At 75.7% G+C, this 15,535-nt stretch carries 12 protein-coding genes; 7 read left to right on the top strand and 5 right to left on the bottom strand.

What is annotated here, in order from left to right; genetic code table 11:
• Positions 1-13: 13 nt before the first annotated feature.
• Positions 14-1,513 carry a condensation domain-containing protein gene (locus tag IO29_RS00905; RefSeq protein WP_234307420.1) on the bottom strand — a complete coding sequence of 500 codons (1,500 nt, stop codon included), beginning with the start codon at positions 1,511-1,513 and terminating at the stop codon, positions 14-16.
• A gap of 120 nt (positions 1,514-1,633) precedes the next feature.
• Here IO29_RS00905 and IO29_RS36125 point away from each other — a divergent pair, with 120 nt between their 5' ends.
• The 3 genes from IO29_RS36125 (at position 1,634) to IO29_RS00890 (ending at position 6,863) form a co-directional block, all read left to right on the top strand.
• Positions 1,634-5,374, top strand: coding sequence for an nSTAND1 domain-containing NTPase (locus IO29_RS36125; RefSeq protein ID WP_078618114.1), 3,741 nt, complete (start codon positions 1,634-1,636; stop codon positions 5,372-5,374).
• A 124-nt stretch (positions 5,375-5,498) separates the two neighbouring features.
• A complete protein-coding gene (locus IO29_RS00895; protein ID WP_030378218.1) occupies positions 5,499-6,389 on the top strand; it encodes a C40 family peptidase in 891 nt (296 codons plus the stop codon).
• Positions 6,390-6,464: 75 nt separating this feature from the next.
• The gene (locus IO29_RS00890; RefSeq protein WP_030378217.1) at positions 6,465-6,863 is read left to right on the top strand and encodes a hypothetical protein; all 399 of its coding nucleotides are present in this window, start codon (positions 6,465-6,467) and stop codon (positions 6,861-6,863) included.
• An 87-nt stretch (positions 6,864-6,950) separates the two neighbouring features.
• Here the strand turns inward: IO29_RS00890 and IO29_RS00885 are convergent, their stop codons facing one another.
• Complete coding sequence (locus tag IO29_RS00885; protein WP_033224325.1) at positions 6,951-8,531, bottom strand: discoidin domain-containing protein; 1,581 nt, start codon at positions 8,529-8,531, stop codon at positions 6,951-6,953.
• 410 nt (positions 8,532-8,941) lie between these two features.
• Between IO29_RS00885 and IO29_RS00880 the strand changes: the two genes are divergently transcribed.
• From IO29_RS00880 to IO29_RS00870, 4 genes are all read left to right on the top strand, one after another.
• Positions 8,942-9,298 carry a PRC-barrel domain-containing protein gene (locus tag IO29_RS00880; RefSeq protein ID WP_030378215.1) on the top strand — a complete coding sequence of 119 codons (357 nt, stop codon included), beginning with the start codon at positions 8,942-8,944 and terminating at the stop codon, positions 9,296-9,298.
• A gap of 59 nt (positions 9,299-9,357) precedes the next feature.
• Complete coding sequence (locus IO29_RS38780; RefSeq protein ID WP_199806844.1) at positions 9,358-9,528, top strand: hypothetical protein; 171 nt, start codon at positions 9,358-9,360, stop codon at positions 9,526-9,528.
• 102 nt (positions 9,529-9,630) lie between these two features.
• Positions 9,631-10,767 carry a hypothetical protein gene (locus IO29_RS00875; protein ID WP_234316374.1) on the top strand — a complete coding sequence of 379 codons (1,137 nt, stop codon included), beginning with the start codon at positions 9,631-9,633 and terminating at the stop codon, positions 10,765-10,767.
• Positions 10,768-10,893: 126 nt separating this feature from the next.
• The gene (locus tag IO29_RS00870) at positions 10,894-12,144 is read left to right on the top strand and encodes a cytochrome P450 (RefSeq protein ID WP_030378213.1); all 1,251 of its coding nucleotides are present in this window, start codon (positions 10,894-10,896) and stop codon (positions 12,142-12,144) included.
• A 46-nt stretch (positions 12,145-12,190) separates the two neighbouring features.
• Here the strand turns inward: IO29_RS00870 and pgm are convergent, their stop codons facing one another.
• From pgm to IO29_RS00855, 3 genes are all read right to left on the bottom strand, one after another.
• Positions 12,191-13,831 carry a phosphoglucomutase (alpha-D-glucose-1,6-bisphosphate-dependent) gene (gene pgm / locus IO29_RS00865; protein ID WP_030378212.1) on the bottom strand — a complete coding sequence of 547 codons (1,641 nt, stop codon included), beginning with the start codon at positions 13,829-13,831 and terminating at the stop codon, positions 12,191-12,193.
• Positions 13,832-14,025: 194 nt separating this feature from the next.
• Positions 14,026-14,466 (bottom strand): hypothetical protein, encoded by a 441-nt coding sequence (locus IO29_RS00860; RefSeq protein WP_051707090.1) that lies wholly within the window; start codon positions 14,464-14,466, stop codon positions 14,026-14,028.
• 108 nt (positions 14,467-14,574) lie between these two features.
• Positions 14,575-15,300: an FAD binding domain-containing protein gene (locus IO29_RS00855; protein ID WP_030378210.1), complete on the bottom strand. Its 726-nt coding sequence runs from the start codon at positions 15,298-15,300 to the stop codon at positions 14,575-14,577.
• Positions 15,301-15,535: the final 235 nt, after the last annotated feature.

The following is a 15,535-nucleotide window of genomic DNA, read 5'->3' as shown; positions in this document are numbered from 1 at the left end:
CGCCCCCGCCGCCCTACCCTTCCCGTCCTTGACAACGGGCTCCGCCCCTTGAGCCCCGGGAGAACTCGGGTGGGTGGGGCTGACTGGGGAGTGCGGGTGGGTGGGGACTCCTCGCGCCGTTCCCCGCGCCCCTTCCGGCCCGGGCCGCCGCCACGATGTGTTCCCGCAGGCCCTCCGCGTAGCGGCGCATGTTCTTCTGTGCGATCTCCGTGTCGGGGTAGCGCGCGGCGAAGTGGAGGCCGTCGTGGAAGCGGGAGATCCACGCGCAGACCTGGTCGCCGTAGGAGACGCGGATCAGGCCGTGGGCACGCATCTCACGCCAGCGGTCCGCGCCGGGGAAGCCGCGGGTGTCGACGAAGGAGACGATCGAGTAGCGGTCCGGTGACGTGGGGCGGAAGTCGTCGCCGAGCAGGTGCAGGACGCGGGCCAGCGGCATCCACGACAGGGCGCGGTTCCTGCGCAGTTCGGCCCGGACCATCGCCAGCGCGCTGTCGAAGTCGGGCGCCCGCGCCACCGGGACCTCGATCGGCGCCCCGCCCACGTACCAGCCGACCGACTCTCGCCACTGCGACTTCGCCCGGGTGTGGAACGGCACGACCGTGCGGTAAACCGACTGCCCGCCGATCTCGTGGACGAGGAGCGCGGTGGCGGCGAGGATGCCGACGAGGCTCCCGCCGTACGGCCGGCAGTACGCCTCGAACCCGGCCGCGTCCGCGTCGTCGACGAGTATGTCGCGCATCAGCTTCTGCTCCGGCAGCGGACCGCCGGGTTCGAGGCCGAGGTCGACGGGGAAGTTGGGCAGCCTGCCGTCGCACTGGGCGACGAACTCCCGCCAGCGGGCGACGATCGCGTGGGTGTCGTCGATGAGGTCGGCGTTGGCGCGTTCCAGGGCGCAGAAGTCGACATAGCTGGAGACGGGGGGCTCGGGCACGGTCGTGCCCGTGCGGGCCGCGGCGTAGAGCTCGTGGATCTCGGCGGGGATGCGGTAGAGGGAGTAGGCGTCCACGTTGCTGTGGTCGAAGGCGAGGTAGAGGCTCGCGCCGTCCGGCCGGAGGACCGCCGTGTACAGGAAGTTGGGCCAGACGAGCGCGTCCGCCGCGGCGTCGAAACGGCGCTCCAGGTGGCGGGTGAGCGCGGCGGCGTCGGGGAAGTCGCCGATGTCCTCGCGGTGCAGGGTGACGGCGTCGGCGTCCAGGGTGAAGCGCCGCATCTCGTCGCCGGCCCAGCGGAAGCCGCTGCGCAGCGTCTCGTGCCGCAGGGTCCAGGCGCGCAGGGCCCGCCCGAGCGCGTCGAGGTCGACCGGTCCGGGGAGGTCGAACGCGGTGCCGGTCCAGGTCGGCACGTAGAGGCCGTCCTCGCGCACCGCTCGCGCCGTCCGTACGTGCGACTCCTGGACGTAGGCCGGTGGACGGGAGTCCTCCGGGAGAGCCGCCGCCGCCTCGACCGTCTCCGGGTGCAGCGCCCACTCCACGAGCCGTCCGGGACGGATCTCGCAATGCTGGATGTCGGTCATGCGCAAGGGGCTCTCCGTTCACGCCACAGGGTGGTCACCTCAGCCCAACGAGTGATTGACCCGCGCGGTTGCGGGCCCGGCCCCGCTAGCGTGAGCGCCCGCATCCGGGGGAGGGCACCCATGAGCGGGGGACGGAAGCCGTCGGCGGGCGCCGAGGCGTTCGGGGCGGCGCTGCGGCGGGCGCGGACCGAGCGGGGGCTGTCGCTGTCGGCGCTGGCGCGGCTCGTGCACTACAGCAAGGGCTACCTCAGCAAGATCGAGAACGGGGGCAAGCCGCCCACGGCCGACCTGGCGCGGCGCTGCGACGAGGCGCTGCGGGCGGGCGGGGCGCTCTCCCGGCTGGTCCCGGGGGTGCCGCGGGCACGCGGCCCCGAGCCGCCGTCCACGGTGTGCCCCTACCGGGGCCTGGCGGCTTTCGGACCCGAGGACGCGGACTGGTTCTTCGGGCGGGAGCGGGCCACCGCCGCCCTGCTCGAACGGCTCGGGCGGCAGGCGGGCAGGGGGCCGCTGGCGGTGGTGGCGCCCTCGGGGGCGGGGAAGTCGTCGCTGCTGCGGGCCGGTCTGGTACCGGCGCTCACGCGGACCGGCGCGGAGGGGGCGCCCGCGCCGGTCCGCGTGGTGGTGTGCACACCGACCGCGCGCCCCCTGGCCCATCTTCGCGCCCTGGTCGGGACGCCGGGAGCGGAACCGGACCGCCTCGTGCTCGTGGTCGACCAGTTCGAGGAACTCTTCACGCTGTGCCGCGACGACGCCGAGCGCCGGGCCTATCTGCGCGAACTGACCGCGCTGTGCACGGGACCGGAGGCCCCGGCGCGCGTGGTGCTGGGGCTCCGCGCCGACTTCAGCGGGCACTGTCTGGCCCGTCCCGAACTGGCCTCCGTGTTCACCGGCGGGCTCTTCGTCCTGGGTCCGATGACCCCCGAGGAACTGCGTACCGCCGTCGCCGCTCCCGCCGAGCGGGCCGGGCTGCTCCTGGAGCCCGGGCTGCTGGAACTGCTGGCGCGCGACGCGGGCGCTGAGGAGAACGCCGAGGACGGCACCGCGGCCGGCTCCGCCGGGGCGCTGCCGCTGCTCTCGCACGCCCTGCTCGCCACCTGGGACGCGCGCGCCGGCCGCACGCTCACGGTGGCCGGGTACGCGGCGACCGGCGGGCTGCACGGAGCGGTGGCCCGGACGGCCGAGGAGGTCTTCACCGGGCTCGACCGGGCCGGCCGGGAGGCGGCCCGCCGGGTGCTGCTGCGTCTGGTGCACGTCCGCGAGGGCGAGGCGGCCACCCGCAGGGCCGTCGCCCCGGAGCGGCTGCTCGCGGAGGTGCGGGAGCGACCCGCGGCGGCCGCGGCACTGGACGCGCTGGTGCGCGCCCGGCTGGTGACGGCCGGGGAGTCCGCGGTGCGGATCACCCACGAGGTGCTGCTGCGCGCCTGGCCCCGGCTGCGGGAGTGGATCGACGCCGACCGTGCCGGGCTGCTGCTGCGCCAGCAGCTCGCCGACGCGGCGGCGGTCTGGGTGCGCGCCGGGCGCGACCCGGAGCTGCTCTACCGGGGCAACCGGCTCGCGGCGGCGGAGGAGTGGGCGGGTGCGCGGGGCGACCGCGATCCGCCGGGCCCGGTGGAGGAGGAGTTCCTGGCGGCGAGCCGCGGTGCGGAACGCGGTCGGCGGCTGGCCTCGCTGCGCCGGGCCCGCGTCCAGCGCCGGCTGCTGGCCACGCTGGTCGTGCTGCTGGCCCTCGCGGTGGGCGCGGGCGGGCTCGCCCTCCATCAGCGGTCGCGGGCGCTCGCGGAGCGGCGGGTGGCGCAGTCGCAGGCGCTGGCGGTGCGCTCGCTGGCGACGGCGGCAGGGCGTCCCGAGGCGTCGATGCTGATGGCGGCCCGGGCGTACCGGACCGCGCCCACCGCACAGGCGCGCGGCGCCCTGCTCAGTACGCAGTCGGGTGCCTTCGCCGGCCGGCTCTCCGGGCACACGGGGCCGGTGAACGGGGTCGCCTTCTCCCCCGGCGGACGGCTGCTGGCGACCGCCAGTACCGATGCGACCGTACGGCTGTGGGGCGGCCCCGGGCTGCGCTCGCCGGTGGCGACGCTCACCGGGTACGGCGCACCCCTGCTGTCGGTGGCGTTCGCGCCGGACGGCCGGACGCTGGCGGCGGCCGGCGGGGACGGCACGGTGCGGCTGTGGCGGCTGCCCGAGCGGCGGGCGGCGGGCGTGCTGTACGGGCACGCCGGGGCGGTGCGCTCGGTGGCCTTCTCCCCGGACGGCGCCACCCTCGTCTCGGGCGGCGCCGACGGGACCGTGCGGCTGTGGGACGTGCGGACGCGGAAGGTGCGGGCGGTGCTGCGCGGGCACACCGACGCCGTGCACGCGGTGGCCTTCGGCCCGGACGGGCGGCGGGTGGTCTCCGGTTCGGCCGACCGCACCGTCCGGCTGTGGCGGGTGCGGGACGGGCGCTCCACCGTGCTGCGCGGCCACGCCGACGCGGTCCTCGGGGTGGCGTTCGCACCGGACGGGCGCAGCGTGGCGTCGGGCGGCGCCGACCGGACCGTACGGATCTGGGACGTCACCGGCCGGGACGGCGACGGCGACGGCGACGGCGACGGCGACGAGACGGTGCTGCGGGGGCACAGCGACGACGTCAACGCGGTCGCCTACACCCGGGACGGCACCGCCGTGGTGAGCGTCAGCGGCGACGGCACGGCGAAGGTGTGGGACACGGCGGGCAACCGGGTCACCGAGACCCTCACCGGCCACACCGACTATGTGCTCGCGGTCGCGGTCGGCCCGGGAAGCCGGCTGGCCACCGGCAGCTTCGACCGCTCGGCGGTGCTGTGGGACCCGGGGCGCGGGGCCTGGACGGCGCGTCCGTTCACCGAGCTGCGGGAGTCGGCGTTCGCACCCGGCGGCGGGCTGCTCGCGGCGGCGGGCGCGGACGGCACCGTACGGCTTTGGCACCGGCGCGGGCACCGGCCCGCCGGAGTGCTGCGGGGCCACCGGGGCGCGGTGTTCGCGGTGGCGTTCTCCCCCGGCGCGCGGCTGCTGGCCTCCGCCGGCGCGGACCGCACGGTACGGCTGTGGGACCCGGTCCGGCGCCGGCCGGTCGCCACGCTCCGCGGCCACGACGGCTCGGTGTTCGCCGTGGCTTTCTCCCCCGACGGGCGCACCCTGGCCTCGGCGAGCGCGGACCGGACCGTGAGGCTGTGGGACGTCCGCCGCCATCGGGAGCTGGGCACACTCGCCGCGCACCAGGACTTCGTCAACGCGGTGGCGTTCAGCCCGGACGGGCGCACGCTCGCCTCCGGCAGCGACGATCTGACCGTACGGCTGTGGGACGTCGCCTCGCGTACGCCCCGGACCGTGCTGCGCGGGCACCGCGGGGCCGTGCGGAGCGTGTCGTTCGCCCCCGGCGGGCGCCGTCTGGCGAGCGGCGGCAACGACGGCACGATCCGGGTGTGGGACACCGCCTCGGGTCGCCCGGTGGCGAGGCTGACCGGGCACACCGGTTCCGTGCGCGCGGTGACTTTCTCGCCGGACGGCTCCACCCTGGCCTCCGGCGGGATCGACGGCACGCTGCGGCTGTGGGACGCCGTGCGGTACCGGCCGGGTGCGGTGCTCGTCGGGCGGGGCGGGGCGGTGTGGGGGGTGACGTTCGCCCCGGGCGGGAAACGGCCGGTGAGCTGCGGCACCGACGGCGCCGTCCGCCGGTGGTCCCTCGACCCGGCCGCACGCGCGGCGGCGATCCGGGCCCTCGTCGGCGCCCCGCAGCCCGTGGGTTTCCCGGGGGTTTCCCGTTTCCCGTCGCGGTGGGCGACCCGTGATCCCTCGACAGACGGCCCGGCGGCGCCCCAGTCTCGAGAGACCGACGGACGGTAGTCACCGGTACACCTTCGGTGACTACCGGCCGTGGCCGGCCGGGCCGGTCACGTGCGCCCGGCCGGACATCGACGACATCCACGACGCTCACGGCAGCCGTGAGCGCGGGAAACGGGGAACGGACATGACGACACGCGAGGTCTTCGCGGCGGCGCGGGGGAAGCCGCTGCTTCGCAGAGCGGCCGCCGCGGCGACGGCGGTACTCACCCTGTGGGGTGCCGCCCTGGCGGCACCCGCCGCCGCGGCACCCGCCGCCCCGGCGGCGGCCGGGAACTGTGCCGTGCTCTCCCCCGGCGCCTCCGCCGCCGCGCAGGCCGCCGTGCGGGCCGCCTGCGAGCAGATCGGCGTCTGGTACACGTGGGGCGGCGGTCACGGGGCGCAGCCGGGGCCGACGTACGGCCAGGTCGACCCGAGCGACCCGGCCAGCGCCCACGACCCGGAGCGGCGCGGCTTCGACTGCTCGGGGCTGGTCCGCTACTCCTACGCCCGCGCTCTGGGCGGGGACCCGCTGAACGGCAACTCGTACCACCAGTTCCACTCCTCGCGGGTGACCCAGCGGTTCAGCGCCGGGCAGGGCACGGCCCCGCTGCTCCCGGGCGACCTGCTCGCCTGGGGCTCGGGCGGCGGGATCCATCACATCGCGATCTACCTGGGCGCCGGGAAGATGGTCGAGGCCCGGCAGTCCGGTACCCACGTCATGGTCAGCGATGTGCGGCTGGGCGGCGACTACGCCGGCGCCGTCCGCATCGGCACCGGCTCGGCGCCCTCGGGCACCTTCAGCACGTGGGGCACGGGGGTGTGGACGCACACGGAGGCGTCCACGACCAGTGCGCGGGTGCACCGGTTCGACGGGCCGACCATGGTGCGCGTGGAGTGCCAGAAGCACGCCCAGACCGTGACGGCGGACGGCTACACCAACGACGCCTGGTCCTATCTGCCCGAGTACCGGGCGTGGATCACCAACATCTACCTCAAGGGCCCCGCCTGGCTGGACGGCGTGCCCACCTGCCGCTGACGGCGGGCGCTCCCGGCCCTTCCGCTCCACCACCACCCACCCGGCTCCACGGGGAGCCACGTTCCAGGAGGAAGCATGTCCGCGTTCAAGAAGATCGCCCTGTCCCTCGCCGGAGCCGCCCTGCTCGGCGGCCTGACCGTCACCGCCCCCGCCGCGGCCGCACCGGCCGGCCACGCCGCCCGGGCCGCGCACGCCGCGCCGGCCGCCGAGTGCGGGGTGCGCTCCGACGGCAAGCTGTGGTGCGGCAACCGCGTCGGGGCCAAGGGGTACGAGCACCGCTCCTACGGCTCCAACGTGCGCGGGACGCTGACCACGGGCTTCAGCTGGTTCCAGTGCTGGGGCCCCGGCGACACCCACCTCGGCGGCAACAACGTCTGGTACTGGACGAAGCTGGACAACGGCCAGTGGGGCAACGTCCCGGCGGCCGACGTGCACACCCGGGTCGACCCGGCGCCCGGTCTGCGTCAGTGCTGAGCAGGACCGAGCGGAGCCGCTGAACCGGCCGTGCCGCACCCCGCCTCGTGCGGGGTGCGGCACGGCCCTTTTGGCCTCGGCCCCGGCTCAGTGGCGCAGGTAGCGGGTCAGGCGATCCAGCAGCTGGGCGGCCTCCTGGAGGCTCTGCGCGGTGTCGGAGAAGTCCCCGGCGAGCAGTTCCTCCCCGTCCTCGCCGTCCGTCTTCTCCAGCGGGGTCCCGGTGGCGGGCGCGGGGACGCGCGTGCCGCGGTAGCCCACCGGTTCCGCACCGGGCTCCTGGCGGTAGCCGAGGAAGTCGGAGGTGCCGGGCGCGACGGGCGCGTCGCCCCCGTCGAAGAACCGCACGGCGCTGAGCTGGGTCAGATGGTCACCGGCGTTGTCGCTGATGTTCAGCCGGTAGTGGCGGAAGACGCCGGAGGTGGCGAGGACGTACTCCTTGGTGTCGTACCGCCGCTGGAAGTGCTCGTTCTCGCGGGTGTCGAGCGTCGTCCAGGTCCGGCCGTCGTGGGAGCCCTCCAGGGTCCAGTCCGAGGGGTCGCGCCCGGTGAAGTCGTTGGCGGAGGTCAGGCTGTAGGCGGTGACCGCGACGGGGTCCCCGAAGGTGAAGGTCACCTCGGGGTCGTCCTCGTGGGCGAGCCACTTGGTGCGGGCGGCGCGCAGCAGGTTCTGGGCGATCTCGCCGGCCGCCTCGAACTCGTCGCTGGCCTCCACCTCGCGCACCTGGCCGGTGATGTCGCGGCGCTCGCCCACGGGCGCCCCGGCGGCCCCGGTGACCAGGGAGAGCGAGGTGGCCCCGCCCCGGCGGTCGCTCCAGGTCACGCGCTCCACCGGGGCGCCGCCGTCGTCGAGCAGCAGGGCGAGACGGCCGGCCGGGCGCCAGACGCCGTCGTGCTCCTCCTCGGTGACGAAGTGCCGCGACCGGGCCGCGAGCGCGGCGTCCGGGCCGGCCTGCTGCCCGGCGAGCGTGCCGCGCACCTCGCCGAGGGAGCCGTCGGCCGCGCGGACATGGCCGTGGAAGCCGGACAGGTCGGTGCGGAACGCCACGGACGACTCGGTGCCGTCGGTGCCGCGCCAGGCCAGCCGGGCCGGCGGCTCCTGCGCCGGGCCGGTCCCGCCGGTGGGGGTTTCGCCCTGGTCGAGGTGGAGCAGCAGGGGCGGCCCCGGGTGCCAGGCGGGCGCGCCGAGCGGGCGCCGCTCGGTGGCGTAGGTCCGCACCGAGGCGCCGCCCGCGCGGGCCCGCTGGGCGCGCTCGGCGGTCTCGACGGGGTCCAGCGCGAGCGAGCGCAGCCTCAGCAGGCCGCCGCCCCCGTCGGTGTTGCGTATGTGCAGCACGTTGACGCCGGGCAGCAGGGCCGCGCGGGGCACGGTGAGGACGTACTCCCGCAGGGCGTCGGGGGTGTCCGCCTCGGGCAGCCGGACCTCCTTGGCCACCGTCTCGCCGTTCAGTACGACGTCCACCGGCGCGGTGGTGCCGAGCGTCTCCAGCCGCAGGACCGCCTCGGCGGTGTCCAGGTGGTCCGGCACGACGAAGTCGGCCTTGAGGTGGCCGCCGGCCGTCACCACGACGTACGAGGAGGCCACCGCGCAGCGGTGGTGGCGCACGACGGCGTTGGTCAGCTCGGCGGGGCGGGAGCCGAAGTCGGCGAATACGGCGAAGGCAGGGTCCATCTGCGGTTCCTCACGCTTGTGCGGGCCGCCGTCCGGCCGTTCCCGGGCGGTGGTCCTCGGTCGTTCCTGTCGCCGGGGACACTAGCGGCCGGCACTGACAACGGTGTGCCCGCCGAAGGGAGTTGGGGGCGTAGGGGCACCGTTCCGGGCCGCTTCCGTGATGTGCGCGGTGCGCCGCCCGGGATGCGTCGTGCGTCCGGCGCGCGTTTACTGGCGGCACCGTCGGGCCCGGCCGTGCCGGAGGGTTCGGGCGGGTGTCCGGCGGGGTCCCGGCGGCGGATCGGGGATAACCGGAGGGTGGCGAGGTACTCGCCGTCGTGCGGTACCCGTGCACCCGGTGCGCTCCGTGCACCCCCGGTGCGTTCCGGTGCACCCAGGTGCATCCCGGCAGCAGAAAGGAAGGCGTGGACGTGTTCACCGTCACCGACATCCGCGAATGGCGAGGGCGTGACGTCCTCGACGCATCCGACAAGAAGCTCGGCACGCTGGAGGCGATCTACGTGGACACCACCACGGACGAGCCCGCCTTCGCCACCGTGCGCGTGGGGATGCCCACCCGGCACCGGCTGACCTTCGTACCGCTGGCCAAGGCGCAGGTGGGGCCGGAGTACATCCGGGTGGCCTGGGACAAGAGGCAGATCAAGGGCGCGCCCAGCATCGACACCGACGGTGAGCTGCTCGCCACCGACGAGCCCGCCGTGTTCGCCCACTACGAGCTCGAACACCGCCCCGGCGCGACGGGGGAACGCCGGCTGGCACGGCGCTGACCGCCCACGGGCTCGGGCCCGCGGGTTCCGTCCCCGACACGAACAAGAAAGGCACGGCCATGGCCGTCTTCCTCTTCCTCGTCCTGGTCGCCGTGGCCCTCGGCCTCATCGGCGCACTCGTCAAGGGTCTGATCTATCTGCTGATCATCGGCATCATCGTGTTCATCGGCGCCCTGTTCCTGGGCGGGCTCCGCCTCGGACGCCGCTCGGGGCGCCGCGTGACCCGCTGAGGCGGTCGCCACCGGTCCCCCGCACCGCGGGGCCCCTCCCGGCAACCGGCGGCGGTGAAGACTGCCGGACCTCGGCAACAAGCGCGGGCCGCCCCCGGGTGCATGATGCATCCATCGGCCAAGGGGGCCGCGGAGGGGGCGACGGGGATGGCGGGGACGGCGAGCGGCACGCCACGTGACGGGGGAACGTGGGCACGGTACGGCTTCGGTGTGCTGCTGCTCCTGCTGTCCGCCGCGATGTTCGCACTGGTGCCCGGAAAGATCGCGGACAAGGACGCCTACCTCTCCGCGCCCGCCTGCCCGGCCGGCGCACGGTCCGCCGACTGCCGGGCGGCGGTCGAGGCCACCGTCGAGGAGAAGGTGGAGGTGCACGACAAGAAGACCCCCGACTACTACCTCGTGGTCACCTCACCGGGCTCCGGCGGCGAGCGGCGCCTGCACATGGACGGGCACACTCCCGTGTACGACGCGGTGCGCGCCGGTGACACGGTGACGCTCACCTCCTGGCACGGCGCGATCCGGGCCGTGCGGTCCGGGGATGCCGTCCAGGACACCCGCCTCTCCCCGGTCGACGACTGGCAGATCCCCCTGGGCGTCGGTCTCGCGGTGCTCCCCCTCGGCCTCGTCACCCTGTGGTCCGCCTGGGTCCTCCCCCGCTACCGCGCCCGGGGGAACCGGTCCTGGCCGTGGCTGCCGGTCGGGGCCTGGGTGACCGCGGCGGTCCTGTGCCCCGTCGGGTTCTTCGCGGGCGCCGCCGGCGGCGACGTCCCGCACGCGCTGCTGATCACGGCGGTGGGTGTTCTCCCGGCGGCGGCCGTGAGCGGTCTGTTCGTGTGGTGGACGCGGCGCCGGTTGCGGCGGGCGGCGGACGTGCGGGACATCGTCCCGGTCGTCCCCGCGCACCGGAAGTGCGTACGGGCGAGCGTCCGGGGAGACGTCGCCGACGGCATGACCGGCGTGGCCGGCCTCGGATATGTGCTGGTGGGCGACGGGCGCCCGGCCGCCACCCCGGATCCGTCCGGGCGCTACGGTCTCGTGCCGCTCGCGCCGTCGCTCGTCGTCCAGGGCGTACGGTCCTTCCAGCCGGACGATCCGGCCGGCTGGTCGAGGGTGTACAAGTTCGACGGCATCGTCATCGAGTGCCGGGACGGCGACGAGAGGGTGCTCGTCGCCACGCGGCGGCGCGACGCGTCCCTCGTCCTCGGCGCACTGGTCACCGCGCCCGCCCCGGCCTCGTGAGGCGGTTTCCGTCGCCGACGGCGGCCGGAAACAGACCTGGCCGCCGCATCCGCCCGTCCCCGATCCTGTGAGTCACATGGCCTACGGGGCCGGCGGCCGGCCGGGCCCCGCTCGGGGGGTGTTCCGGTGGACGACGCACAAGGCGACGGACAGGACGGCGGACGGGGCGACGGACAGGGTGGCACGCGCAAGGCGGACCGGGGCCGGTCCCCCGCGGCGTGCCCGGTCGGGCGGGCGGACGACGGTACGTGGCCGGTGCGCGAGTACGCCGCGGCCCGGGCCCTGCTGCGCGGCCCCGGCACCGTGCAGGCCGGGCTCGGTGTCGAGACCGTCGAGAAGCTGCCGCGGCGCGTACGCCGTCCCGTGCTCTACCGGGACGGCCCGGAACACCGCGAGCACCGGCGGCAGACCGCCCGCTACTTCACTCCCCGCCGGGTGGACACGCACTACCGCCCGGTGATGGAACGCCTGGCCGAGGAGCAGCTGGCGGTGCTGCGCACGGCGGGTGAGGCCGCGCTGCCGGAGCTCGCCTTCGAACTGGCGATCGGCGTGGTGAGCGAGGTCGTCGGGCTGCGGTACGGCCGGCCGGGCATCCGGCGGCGGCTGGAGCGGTTCTTCCCCGAGGAGTTCGGCGAGCCGGGGCTGACGAGTGCGCGGGGTCTGTACTGGCTGGTCCGGCAGAACACCAGCTGGCTGCGCATCCACCTCGCCGACGTGCGCCCCGCGATCCGCGCGCACCGCCGCCGGAAGCACGACGACCTGATTTCTCACCTCCTCTCGGAGGGCTGCTCGGACGTGGAGATCCTCGGCGAGTGCCTGACGTTCGCGGCGGCGGGCATGGTCACCACGCGCGAGTTCGTCTGCCTCGCGGCCTGGCACCTGTTCACGGACGACGCGCTGCGCGCCCGGTACCGGGCGGCGGACGAGAGCGGGCGCCTCGTCGTCCTCCAGGAGCTGCTGCGGCTGGAGCCGGTGGTCGGCTCGCTGCGCCGCCGGGCCACGGCGGACCTGGAGCTGCCCGCGTCCGGCGGTCCGGTCGCCGTGCGCGCCGGGGAGTGCGTCGAGGTACTGCTGGACGAGGCGAACGCCGATCCGACGGCGGTGGGCGCCGAGCCACTGCGGGTGTGCCCCGACCGGACGTTCTCGTCCGGCCCCGGCCGTGCCGGACTCTCCTTCGGGGACGGACCGCACCGGTGCCCCGGCGCCCCTATCGCCCTGCTGGAAACGGACGTGTTCCTCAGCCGCCTGTTCGCCCTGGAGGGCGTACGGATGACCGGCCGGCCGCGGGTGGTGCTCCGGCCCGCGATCGACGGCTACGAGATCCGGGACCTGACCGTGGCGCTGCCCACCGGCTCCCACCGGTCCGGCCGGGGCTGACCCCCGGCCGGACGGGCGGCGCAGGCCGCACGGCGCCCGTGGTGCGTCAGTCGCCCAGCGCCTGGTTGACCACCGACTGGGCCTCCTCCTGGACCTGCCGCAGGTGGTCGGGGCCGCGGAAGGACTCCGCGTAGACCTTGTAGACGTCCTCCGTGCCCGAGGGCCGCGCCGCGAACCACGCGTTGTCGGTGACGACCTTGATGCCGCCGAGCGCGGCGCCGTTGCCCGGGGCCTCGGTGAGGACGTCGGTGACCGGCTCCCCGGCGAGCGTGTCGGCGCCGACCTGCGCCGGGGACAGCTTGCCGAGCCGCGCCTTCTGCTCCCGGGTGGCGGGCGCGTCGATACGGGCGTAGGCGGGCTCGCCGAAGCGGGCGGTGAGCGCGGCGTAGTGCTCGGAGGGCGTGCGGTCGGTGACGGCGGTGATCTCGGAGGCGAGCAGCGCCAGCAGGATGCCGTCCTTGTCGGTGGTCCACACCGAGCCGTCCCGGCGCAGGAAGGAGGCCCCGGCGGACTCCTCGCCGCCGAAGCCGAGCGAGCCGTCGGCCAGCCCGTCGACGAACCACTTGAACCCGACGGGCACCTCGACGAGCCGGCGGCCGAGGTCGGCGGCGACCCGGTCGATCATGCTGGAGGACACCAGCGTCTTGCCCACGCCCGCGTGGCCCGGCCAGTCGGGGCGGTGGGCGTAGAGGTAGGAGATCGCGGTGGCGAGGTAGTGGTTGGGGTTCATCAGCCCGGCGTCCGGGGTGACGATGCCGTGCCGGTCGGCGTCGGCGTCGTTGCCCGTGGCGATGCGGAACCGGTCGCGCTGCGCGATGAGGGAGGCCATGGCGTGCGGCGAGGAGCAGTCCATGCGGATCTTGCCGTCCCAGTCCAGCGTCATGAACCGCCAGGTGGGGTCGGCGAGCGGATTGACCACGGTGAGGTCGATCCGGTGCTGCTCGGCGATGCGCCCCCAGTACGCGACGGAGGCCCCGCCCAGCGGGTCGGCGCCGATGCGGACCCCGGCCGAGCGGATCGCGTCGAGGTCGAGGACGCTCGGCAGGTCGGCGACGTAGGCGCCGAGGAAGTCGTGGCGGCCGGTGCCGGGGGCGGCGAGCGCGCGGGCGTAGGGCAGCCGCCGTACGTCCTTCAGCCCGGCGGCGATGATCTCGTTGGCGCGGTCCTGGATCCAGGAGGTGGCGTCCGAGCCGGCCGGGCCGCCGCTGGGCGGGTTGTACTTGAAGCCGCCGTCGGCGGGCGGATTGTGGCTGGGGGTGACGACCACGCCGTCGGCGAGGCGGGAGGTGCGGCCCCGGTTGTGAGTGAGGATGGCGTGCGAGACCGCCGGGGTGGGGGTGTAGCCGTCGGCGCTGTCGATGAGCACGGTGACGTCGTTGGCCGCGAACACCTCCAGCGCGGTGACCCGGGCGGGCTCGGACAGGGCGTGGGTGTCGGCGCCGAGGAAGAGCGGGCCGTCGGTGCCCTGCGCCGTCCGGTACTCGCAGATGGCCTGGCTGGTGGCGGCGATGTGGTCCTCGTTGAACGCCGTCGCGAGGGCCGATCCCCGGTGTCCGGACGTGCCGAAGGCGACGCGCTGCCCGGGCTCGGCCGGGTCGGGGTGCAGCGCGTAGTACGCGGTCACCAGCCGGGCGACGTCGATCAGGTCCTCGGGTTCGGCCGGCTTGCCGGCTCGTTCGTGCAGCATGCGCCCACTCCTCCGCGTCGGTCGTGCGTTCGCTCGCGCTCTCATCTTCCCCCGCCGGGGTGATGTGCACGTGCGCGGCGGACGACGGCCGTGGCGCGGGTGGGGCCGGGCGTCGGCGGGCAGGGCCCGCCGACGGCCGGACGGAGGGACCGGGGCAGGGCGCGAAGCGCCGGGCACTCCCCGGGGGCGGCCCCTCAGAAGCGGCCGCCGGTGAGCCGGGTGAGGGGGCCGTGGGTGTGGCGCGCCGAGCGGCGGCCCACCGCGTACGAGGCGGCGGTGAGCGCGGTCAGCCCGGCGCCGACGCCCGCGGCGACGGCCTTGCGCTGGGCGAGGACCGTCCAGGCCGTCCGCGCGGTGGCCGCGACCTGCCCGGTCGTGGCGACGACCGCCTGCCGGCCCGCCTCGACGCCCTTGGCCGCCGTCTGGGCGGCCTGCGCGGTCGCGGTGGCCGCGCGCTCGGTCCCGGCCCGGGCGGCCGACGCGGCGTCGGACGCCTTGCCCGCGGCGGCCTTCGCGGCCCCGGAGGCGGGGGCGGTCGCCTTCTCGGCGGTCCCCTGGGCCTTGGCGCGGGTGGCCGCGGCCGCCCCGGACTTCGCCTGTGTGGTGTGGTTCGGTTTGGAGTTCGATGCAGTCATGCACTCCGCCTTGCCGCTCACCCGGGCGCCAAACAGCCCCGGGTGGCAGGGGGTTCGCCGCCCGGGCGGAACGGGCGGGGCGCGCCGGCCCCGCTCCCTGACACCGCCTCAGCCGAGCGCCGGATCGGCGAGGGTCTCGGTGACCTGTGCGCGTACCGCTTCCCGGGCCGTGGCGGGAAGGGCGCCGAGGGGTGTCCGCCACAGGGTGTCGAGCACGGCTTGCGTGCCCGCGCCGCAGTCGGCGGACTCGCTGATCACGTCGTAGCCGTCGCGGACGGCGACGCGGAGGAGGCGGCCGCCGTCCTCGCCGTCCGTGTGCACGGCGGCGGCGACCACGAAGGGCGGCGGTCCGCCCGCGTCGCCCGGCAGTTTGCGGTAGCCGCTGGTGAGCGGGGCGCGCCAGCGCAGGCCGAGCAACAGCGGCCGCTTGGCGACGAGTTCGGCGAGGTCGGTCTCGTAGGGCCGGTCAGTCGCCAGCACCCGCGCCCGGGCGTCCAGGACGAGTGCGGCGGGCAGCAGACAGCGCAGCGTGCTGCCGACGATGTTGCCGCCGACCGTGGCGGTCCGGCGCACGGCACCGGTCCCCACCGAGCCGGCCGCCCGGCGCAGCACCTCGGGCACCCGGTCGTCGACCTGGTGCAGCAGGACGGCCGCGCCGAGCTCCTCGCGCCCGACCACGTTGGCCTCCGGCAGCTTGCGCAGCGACACGGCGCGCTCGGGGAAGCCGTCCCGCTGCCAGGTGGCCCAGACGAGGGTCGCGCCGCCGATCGGCACCGCGCCCTCGGCCAGGGCCTGCTGTATTCCGGACACGGTGGTGGGCAGAGACAACAGCACGGCAGCCGACCTGCTTTCCTGCGAGGGGATGGGCGGGCGGACCGCCGGCACCCCGGCCACGTGATCGCCGACACCGCGCATTCTCCCGACGCCCGCGGGGGCGCGTCCAGGTCTCACTGTCTGAATCCGTGCGCCCCTCATGCGCTTCGCGCTGCCGGCCGAGCCGGGTCCGGGCGGGTCGCGCCAGGGCCGGCCCGGGCGGATGCGCCCCCCTTGATCGATCAAACGAACCGTG

It is taken from the genome of Streptomyces sp. NRRL F-6676 (genome assembly GCF_000725625.1).
Classification (GTDB): Bacteria; Actinomycetota; Actinomycetes; order Streptomycetales; family Streptomycetaceae; genus Streptomyces.
This window is presented reverse-complemented; position numbering and strand designations above follow the sequence as displayed.

Excerpts from the sequence above, each read along its gene's own strand:
- IO29_RS00895 (WP_030378218.1), top strand. The coding sequence starts at position 5,499 with ATGACGACACGCGAGGTCTTCGCGGCGGCGCGGGGGAAGCCGCTGCTT.
- IO29_RS00885 (WP_033224325.1), bottom strand. The coding sequence starts at position 8,531 with ATGGACCCTGCCTTCGCCGTATTCGCCGACTTCGGCTCCCGCCCCGCC.
- IO29_RS00890 (WP_030378217.1), top strand. The coding sequence starts at position 6,465 with ATGTCCGCGTTCAAGAAGATCGCCCTGTCCCTCGCCGGAGCCGCCCTG.
- IO29_RS00875 (WP_234316374.1), top strand. The coding sequence starts at position 9,631 with ATGATGCATCCATCGGCCAAGGGGGCCGCGGAGGGGGCGACGGGGATG.
- IO29_RS38780 (WP_199806844.1), top strand. The coding sequence starts at position 9,358 with ATGGCCGTCTTCCTCTTCCTCGTCCTGGTCGCCGTGGCCCTCGGCCTC.
- IO29_RS00860 (WP_051707090.1), bottom strand. The coding sequence starts at position 14,466 with ATGACTGCATCGAACTCCAAACCGAACCACACCACACAGGCGAAGTCC.
- pgm (WP_030378212.1), bottom strand. The coding sequence starts at position 13,831 with ATGCTGCACGAACGAGCCGGCAAGCCGGCCGAACCCGAGGACCTGATC.
- IO29_RS00905 (WP_234307420.1), bottom strand. The coding sequence starts at position 1,513 with ATGACCGACATCCAGCATTGCGAGATCCGTCCCGGACGGCTCGTGGAG.
- IO29_RS36125 (WP_078618114.1), top strand. The coding sequence starts at position 1,634 with ATGAGCGGGGGACGGAAGCCGTCGGCGGGCGCCGAGGCGTTCGGGGCG.